We start from the raw sequence: 14,103 nt of genomic DNA on the forward strand, positions 1-14,103 counted from the left end.
GTGGCAGATCGACGTGCGTGCCCTTGCACGCGGCTAGTATTGTAGGGCTACGCCCGTATATGAAGAACCACCGGCTTCGCCGGTGGGTCACTTTTTGTTTTTTGAAAAAGTTGCTTTAGGCTAACTTTTGCTATATTTGGTTATGATGAAAGTCATTGATGTTGTTCTATTGTTGGTTATTCTTGCCGTTTCCATTTGGATGATTTTTCGTTCCATGTCCGCTTCTGGGGATAGAATTGTGGTTCATGCTGCCGACCGGATGTATGAATTTAGCCTGAAAGAAGATGGATCCTACAAGATCCCGGGACCTTTAGGTGAAACCACCGTACAGGTCAAGAATGGTCGCGCCCGCATTGTAGAATCTCCTTGTCCGAACAAAATCTGTATTCGTCAAGGTTTTGCAAAGCCTCTTGTGTGCCTTCCCAATAAAATCATCGTAGACGTTGAAGATTCGGAGGGCTTTGATGCGGTTGCGCGATAGAAACTATATCGCCTATCTTGGGGCGTTGACTCTTCTGTTTTCGTATGCAGAAATGTTCCTGCCTCGAACGGTCCCTTTCTTTAGGCTGGGCCTTGGAAATACGGTGGTCTTGCTGGCGTTCGGTCTTGATTTCCCGGCGTTTGTTGTCTTGCTTTTGATCAAGGCGATTGCATCGTCCTTAATGGCTGGCACCTTGTTCTCTCCCTTCTTTGTAATGTCTTTGGCCCAGTCGGTGGCCTCTGGCATTGTAATGTATGGACTTTTCTACGGAACAAGACGAATTCAAAAACTTATTGGTCTGTATGGAATTTCCATGGTGGGTGCGGTGGTAAGCACTATGGTACAGATTCTTTTGGCAAGTTTGTATTTGGGGCAGGGATCTTTCGCCTTGCTTGGTCCCATGATGCTATTCTCCCTCTTTGCTAGCATCCTTACGGCGTTCTTGGCGTTGCATTTGCATATTCCTGAACAGGCTCCCATTATTCAAAGCTCCAAAGCTGAACTGAAAACTAGTTCGCCCTATCGGATCTGGGGGATTGTTTTTGCTATTTGCGCCATGGCGGTTTTTACCCTGATGCAAAGTGATTTGAAGGTACTTGGTGTTTGCCTTGTTTTGAGTTTTGTAGCGCAAAAGATTTCCGGTCGTCGCATTCTCTTGATGCCTCATGTGACTTTATGGATTTTTGTGTTGATTGCAAACGTCCTTTCCCCATCGGGGCAGGTTCTTTATTCTGTCGGGGAATTTAACTTGACGGAAGGTTCTCTGGTAAATGGTGTTTGTCAGGCCATGAAACTTTCTGCAGTTTCTGCCTTGTCGCAATGTGCTGCAAACTTGCGACCTCAGGGAAATTCCTTGATTGCCTTGTCGCTTAAATATTTCAGAGGATTAAGTAATGTCTTGCACAATTCCTCTGGCAATATTTTCAAGAAGATTCGTACAGCTTTGGCTACCACTGAAATTACGGATTAGATAAATCAGAAATAAAAAGAACCTCCCGCCAGGAGTACTCTTTAAGTTGGCAGGAGGTTCAGTTCTCGATTCGTAATGTATTAGAGTTTATTCTTCGCCGGTGGAGGGTGCTGCCGGTGCGGCTTCGAATTTGACCTTTGTAGTTACGGTTGCCTGTAAGCCACTTGCATCTTCAAACTTGAAGGTGAATTCGCCACCAGCTGCCGGGAGAATGCTGGAGTCGAATACAACGTAGAGTGAAGAGGTGGAGAATGTACCGCCATTGCTGATGTCGGTGTAGGTAACGTTACGGCCCGATGCTACGCCATAGGCGGTAAGCTTCAGAGATGAGGCGTTGCTGATTGCATCGGCGTTGAAGACTACGGTGTCGCCGACAGTGAATGTTACATCTTCAGTGGTAAAGTCGCTGATGGTTATGGTGTTGCCGCGTGCGCCTGCGGTGACGGTGACCTTAGCCTTGCCTGCAGTAATGTTTGCGCGGAAGGGGAGGAACAAGTCGGTATTCAGGGCAACGTTGTGGTTATCCTTTACGAAGTAGGTAACCTTGGTAATACGCTTGCCTCCAATGCCTTCGAACTGCTCGTAGGGAGAAGTGTTGCCGTGGGATTCGGGGTGCTTTTGGACGCTGAATGCAAATTCGCGGGGCTGCATCCAAACGTGTGCATTGGGAATCAAACCGTACTTGTCACCGAATTCATCTTCGATCACGACGGCCTGAAGGTTGGCTGCGGTAACTTCGAAAATGTCTGTGGCGGTGAAGTCCACCATGTAGTTACCCCAGTTGGAAGTGGTGCTGATGCTTGCGGTGGCGGGAGTGCGGTTTGCTACCGTGCCGTAGGTCTTACTGACGGAGCCGTCGGCATTGATGACCTTGTAGTTTACGGGAGCGCTTGCGGATTCAGACCAGGTTGCTGCCTTGATCAACTTGTAAAGATCGCTGGCGTCGCTTTCGGAACCGTTGGCGATGGCGTCTTCGTAAAGAGCCTTGTTGATGGCCACGTCTACATTGGCGACGCCCTTGTAAATTGCCTTACCGTCGGCGACTTCGGCATCAAGCTGCTTGAAGTTGGCGTACTTGCTGGTGGTGGCACTGGTGAATGCGTCGTAGCCTTCCATTACAGCGGATGCACTGGGGGAAGCGTAAACGCCCTTGACCGCATTCTTTTCGCCTGCCACGTCATTGATTTCACCATAGAAATATTGGGCGTAGCTAAGGGCGACAGTACCGTACATCAAGTCTTCAACGGGAGCTTCCTTAATGACTTCCACGCTGATGGTGTCGTGGATGGTGTCCTTGACAACGATGGTTGTCTTGACGGTATCAATAGTCTTGATCACTTCAGTTGCGGAAACGGTGTCATAGACGGTTACCACTTCGGTAACCTTGACGGTGTCTGGGACCTTGATGACTTCGGAAACTTTAATGGTGTCTTGTTCCTTCACAACTTCCGTTACAAGCAAAGTGTCGATTTCGGAAATTTCATGTCCATCGGAATCATAGTACTTGGTAACTTCGTCACCGCAAGCAGTAAGACCGAATGTAATGGCAGCAGCAAAGCCTGCCATTCTAAGGGATAGATGGCTCTTTTTCATTTTTTTCTCCAGATGTGTTTTTTTTTTGATTGTTAGTTTTTGATAATTACTTTCTTTTTGACGGGATAGGTTATGGTCAAAATGTCTTGGAGTCCTTCTGTGTAGACCAGGGTTTTATCATTCATTACAAGAATCATCTGGAATTTTTCATGATTCTTTTTATAAAAGTCAATGGCCTTTTCTTTACCCATTACAAACAGGGTCGTAGATAAGGCGTCGGCGTACATGCCGGATTCTGCGATTATGGTAACGGAGGCAAGATCGTTATCTACAGGCTTGCCAGTTTTGCTGTCAAAAATATGGATGTATCTTTTCCCGTTTTCCTCGAAATAACGCTCGTATCCACCGCTGGTTATGACAGCCTTGTTGCAAATGGCGATTCCGCCAATAGGGGCATCTCCCCAGGGATTGGTAATGCCTACTTTCCAAGGGCTTCCATCAGGCTTGCTGCCTAAAGTCTGAACGTTTCCGCCTAGGTCCATTATGGCGGATGTTATTTCCTTTTCCTTCAATAATTGAATGGCCTGGTCTCCTGCGAAGCCTTTGCCTATGGCTCCCATGTCCATCATCATTCCGTTTTTCATGGTCACGATTGCCGAGTTGTTGTTTTGATATGAAAGGGAGACCTTGTTGAAATCGGTGGCGGTAAGGGCTTCCTTGATTTCCGTATCCGAAGGAACTCTATATTTTTCGGTGGTGAATCCCCATAAATGGATGATGGGGAATAGTGTTGGATTGAAGGCCCCGTCCGTTTCTTTGGCAATGCTTAAAGAAAAAGAAATCAGGTTGGCGATCTGCGCGGGTGTTTCTACGGATTTTTCTTCGCCTTCGTTAAGGTGATTGAGTTTATAGATGTAGCTGCCTTCTTTTGTGGTGGATATTTGCGTTTCTATGTTTGCGATCAGGGCCTCTACGGCATCGTTGGCTTTTTCTGTGTCTGTACCGAAACTTTTTAGCGACATGAATGTGTTCATGGCCTCAAAGGATTTTGCGGATTCCGTTGATTTTGGTGTGTTGGCAGAATCGTCTTTTTGACAGGCGATGAAAATCAAGAAACAAAGGCTTATAAAAAGGAATCTTGCTGGAATCATAATTTTAGACTAAGCTAATATAATAAGTTATAGCTAACTTTTAAAGGGGGTTGCAAGAAAAAAGTTAAAAAAGGCTAACTTTGGAGCGGGGTATGCTGAATGGGTCTGTTGGTTTAAGTTTGGTTGCCGTCAAAAATCAAATTTTTTAAGTTTGTGCCATACGGGAGCTGGTAAAACCGGCTGAGAGTGCAATTGACGTGGGTCTGATTGCTTACCGCACCTGATTTGGATAATGCCAACGGAGGTAAAATGATTAAAGTCAATGGCATTGACATCGAAGCCGACGGAACCATTTTTGCGGGTAAGTCTGTCGCAGAATATTTGTCCACCACAAATTATGACTGTAAGCGCATTGCAGTAGAACGCAATGGCGATATTGTGCCTAAGGCCAAGTACGGTGAAACGCTGCTTGCCGAAGGGGATTCTCTTGAAGTTGTAAGCTTTGTGGGGGGTGGTTAATGTCCGCAGATTGTGTACAGCGCGCCCCTACCAGGGAAGAAATGCTGGCTGCATTGGTTGTTCGCCAGGGTGAAGAGAATGTCAAAAAGCTGCAGGCGGCCACGGTGGCGGTCTGCGGTTTGGGCGGTCTCGGTTCCAACGTGGCTATCGCTTTGGCGCGTGCTGGGGTTGGTCGCTTGGTGCTTGTGGATTTTGACTGCGTGGACGTGACCAACTTGCATCGTCAGCAGTACAAGGCCTGCCAGGTGGGAATGCCCAAGGCTGTTGCGCTGCCTGAGAATCTACGGGAGATTGCGCCCTACATCGAACTGGAATCCCATCAGGTTCGCGTGACAGAAGAAAATGTTATGGAACTGGTAGGGAAGGCCGACGTAGTTTGCGAGGCTTTTGATAATGCAGAAGCCAAGGCCATGCTGGTGAATGCCGCCTTGGAAAATGGCAAGGTGCTGGTGGCGGCCTCCGGGATGGCTGGCTTCGGTGATGCAAATTCCATCCAGACCCGCCGCGTGTCAAAGAATTTTTATTTGTGTGGCGATGGCGTCAGCGACGTGAATGCTGGAATCGGGCTGGTGGCCCCTCGCGTCATGGCTTGCGCCGCCCACGAGGCACAGACAGTAGTGCGAATCATCTGCGGCCTTGAGCCAAAGTAGTCCCACTTTTTTATTTTTTTATTAAATGAAATTGAAGTATTGTCTGCTTCAAAGCGTCTGCAATCTAGCCCCTAGCCCCTAAACCCTAGCCCCTAATATATGGAAAACGATAAACTGGTTCTTGGCGGTCATGAGTTCAACTCCCGCTTTATTCTCGGTTCTGGCAAGTACTCCCTGAAGCTTATTGAAGCTGCGGTGCAGTACGCCGGTGCAGAAATCATTACCTGCGCTGTTCGCCGTGCCAATACCAAGGAACACGAAAACATCCTGGATTACATTCCCAAGAGTGCAACCCTGCTGCCCAATACTTCTGGTGCCCGCAATGCTGACGAAGCGGTTCGTATTGCTCGCCTTGCCCGCGAACTGGGCTGCGGCGATTTCGTGAAGATTGAAATCATGCGCGACTCCAAGTACTTGCTGCCGGACAATTACGAAACCATCAAGGCTACCGAAATTCTTGCTAAGGAAGGTTTCGTGGTATTGCCTTACATGCACGCCGACTTGAACGTGGCACGCGACCTGGTGAATGCAGGTGCCGCTGCTGTTATGCCTCTGGCTGCTCCCATCGGTTCCAACCGCGGTCTTTCCGCCAAGGATTTCATCCAGATCCTTATCGACGAAATCGAGCTTCCCATTATCGTAGACGCCGGTATCGGTAAGCCGTCCCAGGCTTGCGAAGCTATGGAAATGGGCGCAGCCGCTGTGATGGCTAATACCGCTCTTGCTACTGCAGGAGACTTGCCTCGCATGGCCGCCGCCTTCAAGTCCGCCATCGAAGCTGGCCGCAACGCTTACCTCTCCGGTATGGGCCGCGTGCTGGTTCGTGGTGCCGCCGCCAGCGATCCCCTCACAGGATTCCTGAGAGACTAATTTAGTAGACAGTAGACGGTAGACAGTTTTTCTTTAGTAAGGCGCACTGGTGTGCGCAAAATTTTAGACAAACGACTTCCTACTTCCTACTAATAACTTCCTACTTCCTACTAATTATGAATAACTATCACGACGAACGATATTTTGTGGATTCCGATACCTTGTCTCCCGAGGCATTGGCCCGTAAGCACCGTATCGAAACAGATCCTTCCGCGCGCTCCAACCATATGGAGTATATGAAGGGCATGGAAGTCATCCAGTCCGACATTTATGGCAAGGTCATGGGGCATGTGGATTCCGTAGACTTCAGTAAGTACACTGCCCGTGATGTGCTGGCTGCTTTGGACCATCACACTTGTACCGTAGAAGATTTCAAGGCGCTCCTTTCTCCAGCTGCCGCTCCTTTCCTGGAAAAGATGGCACAGAAGGCAAAGCTGGAAACCAGCAAGCACTTTGGCAATACGGTGTACTTCTTTACTCCGCTATACATCGCCAACTACTGCGAAAACTACTGCGTCTATTGCGGCTTCAACTGCTACAACAAAATCAAGCGCATGCAGCTCTCCATGGAGCAGATCGAGCACGAAATGAAGGTCATCGCCGACAGCGGCATGGAAGAAGTGCTGATCCTTACCGGCGAAAGCCGCGCCAAGAGCAGCGTGGAATACATTGGCGAAGCCTGCAAGATTGCCCACAAGTATTTCCGTATGGTGGGGGTGGAAGTTTACCCTATGAACACCGACGAATACAAGTACCTCCATGAATGTGGGGTAGATTACGTGACGGTCTTCCAGGAAACCTACGACAAGGACCGCTACGAACAGCTTCACCTGCTGGGTCACAAGCGTATCTATCCGTACCGCTTCGACTCTCAGGAACGCGCCCTTATGGGTGGTATGCGCGGCTGCGGTTTCTCCGCATTGCTAGGCCTTTCCGACTTCCGCAAGGATGCCCTGGCTAGCGCGCTGCACGTATTCTATCTGCAGAAGAAGTATCCTCATGCAGAAATGAGCCTGTCTTGCCCCCGCCTTCGCCCCATCGTGAACAACGACAAGATTAACCCTCTTGACGTTCACGAAAAGGAACTTTGCCAGGTGCTGTGCGCATATCGCATTTTCATGCCTTTCGTTGGCATTACCGTCTCCAGCCGCGAATCCAAGGAATTCCGTAACGGCATCGTAAAGATTGCCGCCACCAAGGTTTCCGCAGGTGTATCTACCGGCGTTGGCGACCACGAGGAAAAGTACAAGGACAGCGACGACGAGGTTAAAACCAAGACCGCCGACGTAAACGCCGGCAAGAAAACCTCCGATGCCGAGGGCGATGAGCAGTTCGAAATCAACGACAACCGTAGTTTTAACGCCATGTACAAGGATATCAGCGGCGAGGGCCTCCAGCCGGTGCTAAATGACTATTTGTACGTGTAGTTTGAGCCATCGGGATGCAGTCGACTTGATTTTTATTTAGATTATTTGCGATGGAACAGGCGCTTTACTGGATTGCTTCTTTGACTTTCGCCATAATTCTGGCGATTATCTTGTGGCATGCCTATACTTACAAGAACGTGGCTTCCCCTGTAGATAAGGCTTACCGAATTCTTGTTTCCTGGTGCGTGTTCTTTTGCTTGCAGGATGCCCTGTGGGGAATTGCGGCCATGCCCGAAGTTGGCCATCCGTCGTTCCTTTTTGGGATCACTACCGGATTCCATATTTTTACGGTAATCACGGCGTACGTCTGGCTTCATTTTGTTCTGGTTTATCTGGGCAGCGAAATTCACCACAAAAGGCTTTACCGTGCGCTGGTTCTTTTGGCGGTTGTTTTTCAGACAGCCTTGGTAATAAGGAATATTTTCGTTCCCACCATCTTTACTATTGGCCCCAACAACGAATACCGATGCGAAGCCTTTAGGCAGGTTGCGTTCTTTAACCAGTACTTTATCTATGTGTTGATTGGCTTGATTACTGCAATTTCTGCTTTAAGTAAGAAGGGGGATACCCGTAAACAGTATGCCGCCGTTTTTGTCTTCGTGCTGGCTCCCATATTGTGCGGCATATTCCAGTTTTTCTTCCCCAACGCACCTTTCTATGCTGTTGGCTATGCGGTAGGCTGTACAATCATTCACGTATTCATTGCATCAAGGGTGCATAACGATCGCCTGGTGCTTGCATCTACTACCGATGAACTGACCCAGGTTTACAATCGACGTTCCTACGAAGAAGACCTTAAGCGATACGAGGATCATCCCATAGAAGATGACTTGATTCTTTTTTCTGTGGATGTGAATAGCTTAAAACAGGTCAACGATTCCCTAGGCCACCTTGCTGGCGACGAACTGATCCAGGGGGCCAGCCTTTGCATTACCAACGCTTTTTCCGGCAGCGGCAAGGTTTACCGCGTTGGTGGTGATGAATTTATTGTTGTTGTACATTCCGATGAATCCGGCAAGAAATATAAGGACAGGCTTGAAAATGAAGTTGACCAGTGGAAAGGCCAGAGAATAAAGGACATGTCTCTTTCTGTTGGTTATGCCGCCAAACGGGATATGCCTAACGCCAGCCTGATGGAATTGAAAAAGTCTGCTGACCAGATGATGTATCATGATAAGGAACAGTATTACAAATCCAAGGGCGTAGACCGCCGAGGACAGCGCGAAGCCTTTGATGCCGTCTGCAATTCCTACACCAAGATTTTGAAGGTCAACCTGACGGCTGATTCCTATGGAATCATCAAGATGAACCTGGATGAGAAAACGGAACAGAAAGGTTTCTCCCATAAGATTTCCGAATGGCTTCATGGCTTTGGAAAGTCCGGGCAGGTTCATGCCGAAGACTTAAGCGGCTACCTGGAAAAAACTTCCCTGGAATTCTTACGCAGTTATTTTACGGAGGGTAACACCTCTCTGAGCATTTTCTATAGGCGACTCTCTGCCGATGGTTACCGCCGTGTGATGATGGAAATGATTCCTTCCGATGATTACACCGCAGAAAACCAGACCTTGTATTTATATGTAAAGGATATTGGCGCAGCCCATGAATCTTGATACCACCCTCTATTTTATTACCGATAGTTCTACTGTTCCTGCTGAAAAGTTCTTGTCTTCTGTGGAGGCCGCCTGCAAGGGGGGCGCAACCATCATCCAGCTTCGCGAAAAGAACAAGTCTACCCGCGAATACATGGAGTTGGCCGCCGCTGTCCATGAAATCACCAGCCGCTATAACGTGCCTCTGATTATTGATGATCGCGTGGATGTAGCTCTCGCTATTGGTGCCGAAGGTGTTCATGTGGGCCAGACTGACATGCCGGTGGCTACAGCCCGTAAGCTCATGGGCCCGGACAAAATTGTGGGAGCCACCACCAAGACGGTGCCCCAGGCTCTGGAAGCCTATGAACAGGGCGCAGACTATTGTGGCGTGGGGGCAATTTATCCCACTACCACCAAGGTGATCACCATTCTCACTAGCGTAGACACCCTGAAGGAAATCGTAAAGGCTGTTCCCATTCCCGTGAATGCCATCGGTGGCCTGAACAAGGATAACATCGATGTACTGAAGGGTTCCGGTATCAAGGGCATTTGTGCCGTTTCCGCAATCCAGAAGGCCGCTGACCCAGAAGTTGCAGCTCGCGAACTGAAGTCCGCCTTCCTGGCGCTATGATCCGCTTGCGCCTTATTTGCATCCCTTAAGGGTTTGTCCTACTGTTAAGGATTGTCCCTTGGTAAGGTTGTTGATGCGAATGACCGCGTCCTCGGAAATGTTGAACCATAGGGCGACATCCGTAAGGGTGTCGCCTTTTTTTACGACGTAGAAGTTTTCTTTCTTCAGCTTCGCCTGCATTTTGCGGTGTGCATCAATGACTTTCTTTTTGGGAAGGTTGTCGACGCCGGGCTGAAGTTCCCATTTGGGGAAGTTAATGATGGTAGCCGGATCGATATTGATTTCGCCATATCTGATTTCAAAATGGAGGTGGGCTCCGGAGGACCTTCCTGTATTGCCCGCCAGGCCTACAATATCACCTGGATAAACATAGTCGCCCACCTTGACGCTTCTGGCGGCCAGATGTCCATACAGAGTCTGCAAACCGTTTTCGTGTTCCACCAGGACGTAATGCCCGTAGCCGCCCTTGTTGTATTTGGACATAATGACTTTGCCCGGATAAGCCGCAACAATAGGCTCCTTCATGATGACGTTAACATCCACGCCACGATGTAGACGATGGCTTCGTACTCCGTAGGGAGAACCAAGCAGGGCTTCGTGGGTGACGGGAATCAGCATGCTGGAAAAGTCAAAATTTTCGATGCTGTTGAAGAACGCAGAATCTTCTTCAGCTTTTGATTTCTTTTCAGGTTCCTTCTTCTTGATGATTTCAAATTCGACCCCTTCTTTCTCGTAGAGAAGAGCTTTGGTGAATGCCTTAGGGTCATCCGCACTAATGGTAATTCTGGAGGAATCTTCTACGACAGGTTCATCAAATACGGTTGTGTCCGTTACCAGTTCTGCTTTACCGGTTCTAACTCTTTTAGGTGGATTCTTTTTCTTTGCGTCCTTTTTTGATTCCTTCTTCGTGTTCTTCTTGGAATCTTTTTTGCTTTCTTTCTTAGCGTCTTTTTTATTCGGACTCTTGTCCGCCTTCTTCGAATCCTTTTTGTCGGCGTTTTTTTTCTCGGATTTTTTCTTCTCGGATTCTTTCGTGGATGTAGACTTTTTCTTTGCGTCCTTCTTTGAATCTTTTTGGACGTTTTCCTTAGCGGCCTGCTTTGGGGTAGTGGTCTTGGCGTATACAGGAACACTCATGCACGCAAATGCAAGAAAAACTGCAACAAGCAGTTTCGTAAACATCTTTGTTCCGTAAAAGCCCATGGTTTTTACAAGGTAGTTTTTATTTCAGGAAAGCGAAGAATACTGCGGCAATAATGCAGAGGAATGCCACAATGTGATTCCATTGTAAGGTTTCCGTATGAAAAACGGTAACTGCAATGACCGTAAAGATGGTTAAGGAGATTGCTTCCTGGATAATCTTCAACTGCATCAGGCTAAAGGGACCGCCGTTAATGCGACTGCCGATGGAGTTGGCGGGAATCATGAAACAGTATTCCAGGAGCGCCAAACCCCAGCTGGCAAGAATCACCAAAATCAAAGGCCAGTCGGTGCTGATGTGCATTTCCTTCAGCTTAAGGTTGCCATACCAGGCGAAGGTCATAAAAACATTAGAACAGCAAAGGAGGAGAATAGTGAAAATACCTGCGCGCATAACAATATTTATGGGTTAGTGTTTCGTAAACGATAAGGGCGTCCTGTGGAATGCTGGTAGGCAAGTCTTGCCCGCACCTGTTCTAAATACTTGATGTAAGTTTCGCTCTGGTAGTCGCGATAGGTCCAGTCGAAGGCGTGGAAATGTCCGTCCTGGAAATAGAGGGTGGGCTCCACGAAAATTCCCCGCTGCATATACACACGCTGACGCTGGTCCTTGGTTGTGGCCAGGAAAAACTGTCCTAAAGTCATGTAACCCGGATCCAGGTTTACCGGGCGAAGTCCCGGCGTTCCCGCCTTTTCCGCAATCTCCAATTCAACGTCATTGGTCCAGAGTTTAATATCCACAATTTCCGTGCGGTCGATCAAGGTCTCGTAACTAAAAAATCCGCGGACCGGGGCAAGGCCAATTTCGTCCTTGTAGTAGTTGGTAAAGGTAAAGGGGAAGGGGGCAAGATTTAAGTCTTCATCGCCGAACTTGTTGCGTAAGGTTTCGCGAACAGCCTCGACGGCCTCGGCGTCTTTTGCCAGGATGCCGACAATCAGTTTAACTTTAGCTGGAGTGCGTAATTCGCCCATGGGTGCAAATCTAGTATAAATTTTCTAATTTGATACCTGTAACTTCAAATTACTCAACGTTTTATGAATGTCCTGAATTGTAAGTTTTTCGTCATTTCCCCGCGTGCTTTGACCGTTGGATTCAAGGGCGTAATGGTGGCCCTTTTCCTGACGCTTGCAAACGCTTATGCCGAGGCTCCCCGGGAAATCCCAGCAATCATCGATTCGGTTGCCCATGACCAAAGCCACTTTACCCAGGGCCTGTTCTTTGACGGAAAGGACTTGATCGAAACCACCGGTATGTATGGGGCTTCTGGGCTTTATCGTCTTGAATTCAACGGCAAGTCCCTTAAAGTTCAGGATTCCACCCGACTGGACAATCGTTACTTTGGCGAAGGGTCCATTGCGGTGGGTGACGATATTTTTTACCTGACCTGGAAAGAGGGGAAGGCTTTTGTCTACAATAGAAAACCTTTTAGGCTGAAAGGCGAACACTCTATCCCAACGGAAGGCTGGGGCCTTACTTTCTGGCGCGATGTCTTGCTCATGAGCAATGGCAGCCACCAGCTGGTGCAACTTTCCCCCAGGAATTTTTCCGTACAGGGCATCATTAACGTGATGGATGGAACCTCCGCCATAACCATGCTGAACGAGCTGGAACTGGTGGGAAACACCCTTTACGCCAACATCTGGCAGACCGATTTAATTGCCGTCATTGACTTGCCCAGCGGTAAGGTTCAGAAATACCTGGACTTTTCCAGGAAGGTCAGTGAACTTCGGCGCAAGTATCCCAATATGGACGTGTTGAACGGCATTGCCTACGACGGCAAAAACCTTTGGGTTACCGGAAAATACTGGCCCTGGATTTACAAGCTGGCTGTTGAACGCTAATTTTGTTTTAGAATATTGATTTTTAGTTAGGAGAATATATGACCAAATATCTGTTTATGTTGTCTATCGCAGCAGTCATGTTCGTGGCCTGCGGTGGCGATAACGGCTCAAGCGCTAATGACGACGAAATTGACAGCTCATCCTCAAGCGCCATCCAGAGTAGTTCCTCTGATGTTAAGTACTCTTCCAGTTCTGTAAAGAGCAGTAGCTCTTCTGATGTCATTCTGAGCGGAGGCTCCGCCGCAGTCGAAGAATCTAGTAGTAGCTCTGTTGTGAAATCTTCTTCCAGTTCTGCCAAGAGCAGCAGTTCCAGCGCCAAGTCTTCCTCTAGCAGCGCTAAGAGTAGTAGCAGCTCTGTGAAGGTGTCTAGCAGCAGCGAGTATAAACCGTTTGATCATAAGAAAACTTTGGCTGGTGTATATGAAGTTGGAGTGGACGCCTACAAACAGTTTACTGATGAACGTAATGGCCGTAGCTACTACTACATTACTATTACCGGCAAGGATACTAGCAATAAAGAAAATACCGTGACCGTCATGGCGGAAAATCTTAATGTAGGTGATTTTGTCTGGGGATTTTTAGATCAAGAGGAAGATTCCAAAATAGAACGTTATTGCTATGGAGACGATACAACAAAGTGTGATCGCTATGGTGGCCTATACCAGTGGGCGGAAATGATGCAGCTGCCTAGCCGCTGCAATACGGAAAGCTGCGCCGATTTGATTCAGGAAAACCATCAGGGCATTTGCCCCGAGGGCTGGCGTTTGCTGACCTACAATGATTTCCATACCGTTTATCATTCCAATACCAATGTGGCATCACCCTTGGTTAAGGGTCTTCGTTCCTCCTATTTTGGCGTTGGCTCCAATTACTCGGGATATTCTCTGCTTGGTGGTGGAATGAGAGTAACGGAAGGAAATTTCATAAATATGGGATTGGCTGAAACATGGTTCTATCCGGAAGAGTATATTGCTACTGAAGCACGGGCAAACCAGGTTACAAATAATAATGTCGCCCCCAGAGATTATGATTCTGGATATAAAACAGATGGTTTTTTTGTCCGTTGCGTAAAGCTAGAAACCGAAGAATAATTCTCATCTCCTAATAAATTTCCCATAAAAAGATTCTCGGGAACCCTCTCTTATAGAGGGTTATTTTTGTTTTTACAATTATTTTACCTAAAATCGTGAAATTTTCGACTGTTTCAAACGTTTATAGTATGTAGGGTGATTCCGCCCTGCGCCATTGCGGGGGCGTTCCCGCCTGGATAAAACTATGGCAACTTTTGAGGAAA

General features: G+C 48.0%; 15 protein-coding genes and 1 riboswitch. Of the genes, 10 read left to right on the forward strand and 5 right to left on the reverse strand.

Annotation, left to right across the window (positions count from 1 at the left end; all coding sequences use genetic code 11):
* Nucleotides 1-142 precede the first annotated feature (142 nt).
* Entirely contained in the window at nt 143-481 is a 339-nt protein-coding gene (locus BGX12_RS14400) for a NusG domain II-containing protein (RefSeq protein WP_109736734.1), read from the forward strand.
* Nucleotides 465-1,451, forward strand: a complete 987-nt coding sequence (locus BGX12_RS14405; protein ID WP_109736735.1) for a Gx transporter family protein — start codon at nt 465-467, stop codon at nt 1,449-1,451. Before BGX12_RS14400 ends, BGX12_RS14405 begins: the two co-directional genes overlap by 17 nt.
* Before the next feature lie 87 nt (nt 1,452-1,538).
* Here the strand turns inward: BGX12_RS14405 and BGX12_RS14410 are convergent, their stop codons facing one another.
* The gene (locus tag BGX12_RS14410) at nt 1,539-3,044 is read right to left on the reverse strand and encodes a hypothetical protein (RefSeq protein ID WP_146196368.1); all 1,506 of its coding nucleotides are present in this window, start codon (nt 3,042-3,044) and stop codon (nt 1,539-1,541) included.
* 32 nt (nt 3,045-3,076) lie between these two features.
* On the reverse strand, nt 3,077-4,096 hold the full coding sequence (locus BGX12_RS14415; RefSeq protein ID WP_158278275.1) for an FAD:protein FMN transferase: 1,020 nt from the start codon (nt 4,094-4,096) through the stop codon (nt 3,077-3,079).
* Nucleotides 4,097-4,285: 189 nt separating this feature from the next.
* A riboswitch (TPP riboswitch) is annotated at nt 4,286-4,401 on the forward strand.
* Here BGX12_RS14415 and thiS point away from each other — a divergent pair.
* From thiS to thiE, 6 genes are all read left to right on the forward strand, one after another.
* Nucleotides 4,385-4,594 (forward strand): sulfur carrier protein ThiS, encoded by a 210-nt coding sequence (gene thiS / locus BGX12_RS14420; RefSeq protein WP_158278276.1) that lies wholly within the window; start codon nt 4,385-4,387, stop codon nt 4,592-4,594. (Overlaps the previous riboswitch by 17 nt.)
* Nucleotides 4,594-5,244, forward strand: coding sequence for a thiamine biosynthesis protein ThiF (gene thiF, locus BGX12_RS14425; protein WP_109736739.1), 651 nt, complete (start codon nt 4,594-4,596; stop codon nt 5,242-5,244). Before thiS ends, thiF begins: the two co-directional genes overlap by 1 nt.
* A 99-nt stretch (nt 5,245-5,343) precedes the next feature.
* On the forward strand, nt 5,344-6,114 hold the full coding sequence (locus BGX12_RS14430) for a thiazole synthase (RefSeq protein ID WP_073159283.1): 771 nt from the start codon (nt 5,344-5,346) through the stop codon (nt 6,112-6,114).
* Nucleotides 6,115-6,230: 116 nt separating this feature from the next.
* Nucleotides 6,231-7,541 carry a 2-iminoacetate synthase ThiH gene (thiH, locus tag BGX12_RS14435; RefSeq protein WP_109736740.1) on the forward strand — a complete coding sequence of 437 codons (1,311 nt, stop codon included), beginning with the start codon at nt 6,231-6,233 and terminating at the stop codon, nt 7,539-7,541.
* 50 nt (nt 7,542-7,591) lie between these two features.
* Complete coding sequence (locus BGX12_RS14440; protein ID WP_109736741.1) at nt 7,592-9,154, forward strand: diguanylate cyclase; 1,563 nt, start codon at nt 7,592-7,594, stop codon at nt 9,152-9,154.
* Nucleotides 9,144-9,767: a thiamine phosphate synthase gene (gene thiE / locus BGX12_RS14445; protein WP_109736742.1), complete on the forward strand. Its 624-nt coding sequence runs from the start codon at nt 9,144-9,146 to the stop codon at nt 9,765-9,767. Before BGX12_RS14440 ends, thiE begins: the two co-directional genes overlap by 11 nt.
* A 12-nt stretch (nt 9,768-9,779) precedes the next feature.
* Here the strand turns inward: thiE and BGX12_RS14450 are convergent, their stop codons facing one another.
* From BGX12_RS14450 to BGX12_RS14460, 3 genes are all read right to left on the reverse strand, one after another.
* The gene (locus BGX12_RS14450) at nt 9,780-10,904 is read right to left on the reverse strand and encodes a M23 family metallopeptidase (RefSeq protein WP_158278277.1); all 1,125 of its coding nucleotides are present in this window, start codon (nt 10,902-10,904) and stop codon (nt 9,780-9,782) included.
* Nucleotides 10,905-10,989: 85 nt separating this feature from the next.
* Nucleotides 10,990-11,361 carry a DMT family protein gene (locus BGX12_RS14455; protein ID WP_109736744.1) on the reverse strand — a complete coding sequence of 124 codons (372 nt, stop codon included), beginning with the start codon at nt 11,359-11,361 and terminating at the stop codon, nt 10,990-10,992.
* 8 nt (nt 11,362-11,369) lie between these two features.
* Nucleotides 11,370-11,939 carry a DUF4416 family protein gene (locus tag BGX12_RS14460; RefSeq protein WP_109736745.1) on the reverse strand — a complete coding sequence of 190 codons (570 nt, stop codon included), beginning with the start codon at nt 11,937-11,939 and terminating at the stop codon, nt 11,370-11,372.
* 63 nt (nt 11,940-12,002) lie between these two features.
* Here BGX12_RS14460 and BGX12_RS14465 point away from each other — a divergent pair, with 63 nt between their 5' ends.
* Nucleotides 12,003-12,809: a glutaminyl-peptide cyclotransferase gene (locus tag BGX12_RS14465; protein ID WP_109736746.1), complete on the forward strand. Its 807-nt coding sequence runs from the start codon at nt 12,003-12,005 to the stop codon at nt 12,807-12,809.
* Between the two features lie 38 nt (nt 12,810-12,847).
* Nucleotides 12,848-13,900 (forward strand): FISUMP domain-containing protein, encoded by a 1,053-nt coding sequence (locus tag BGX12_RS14470; RefSeq protein WP_109736747.1) that lies wholly within the window; start codon nt 12,848-12,850, stop codon nt 13,898-13,900.
* Nucleotides 13,901-14,103 lie beyond the last annotated feature (203 nt).

The organism is Fibrobacter sp. UWR4 (assembly GCF_003149045.1).
In the GTDB taxonomy this organism is placed as follows: Bacteria; Fibrobacterota; Fibrobacteria; order Fibrobacterales; family Fibrobacteraceae; genus Fibrobacter.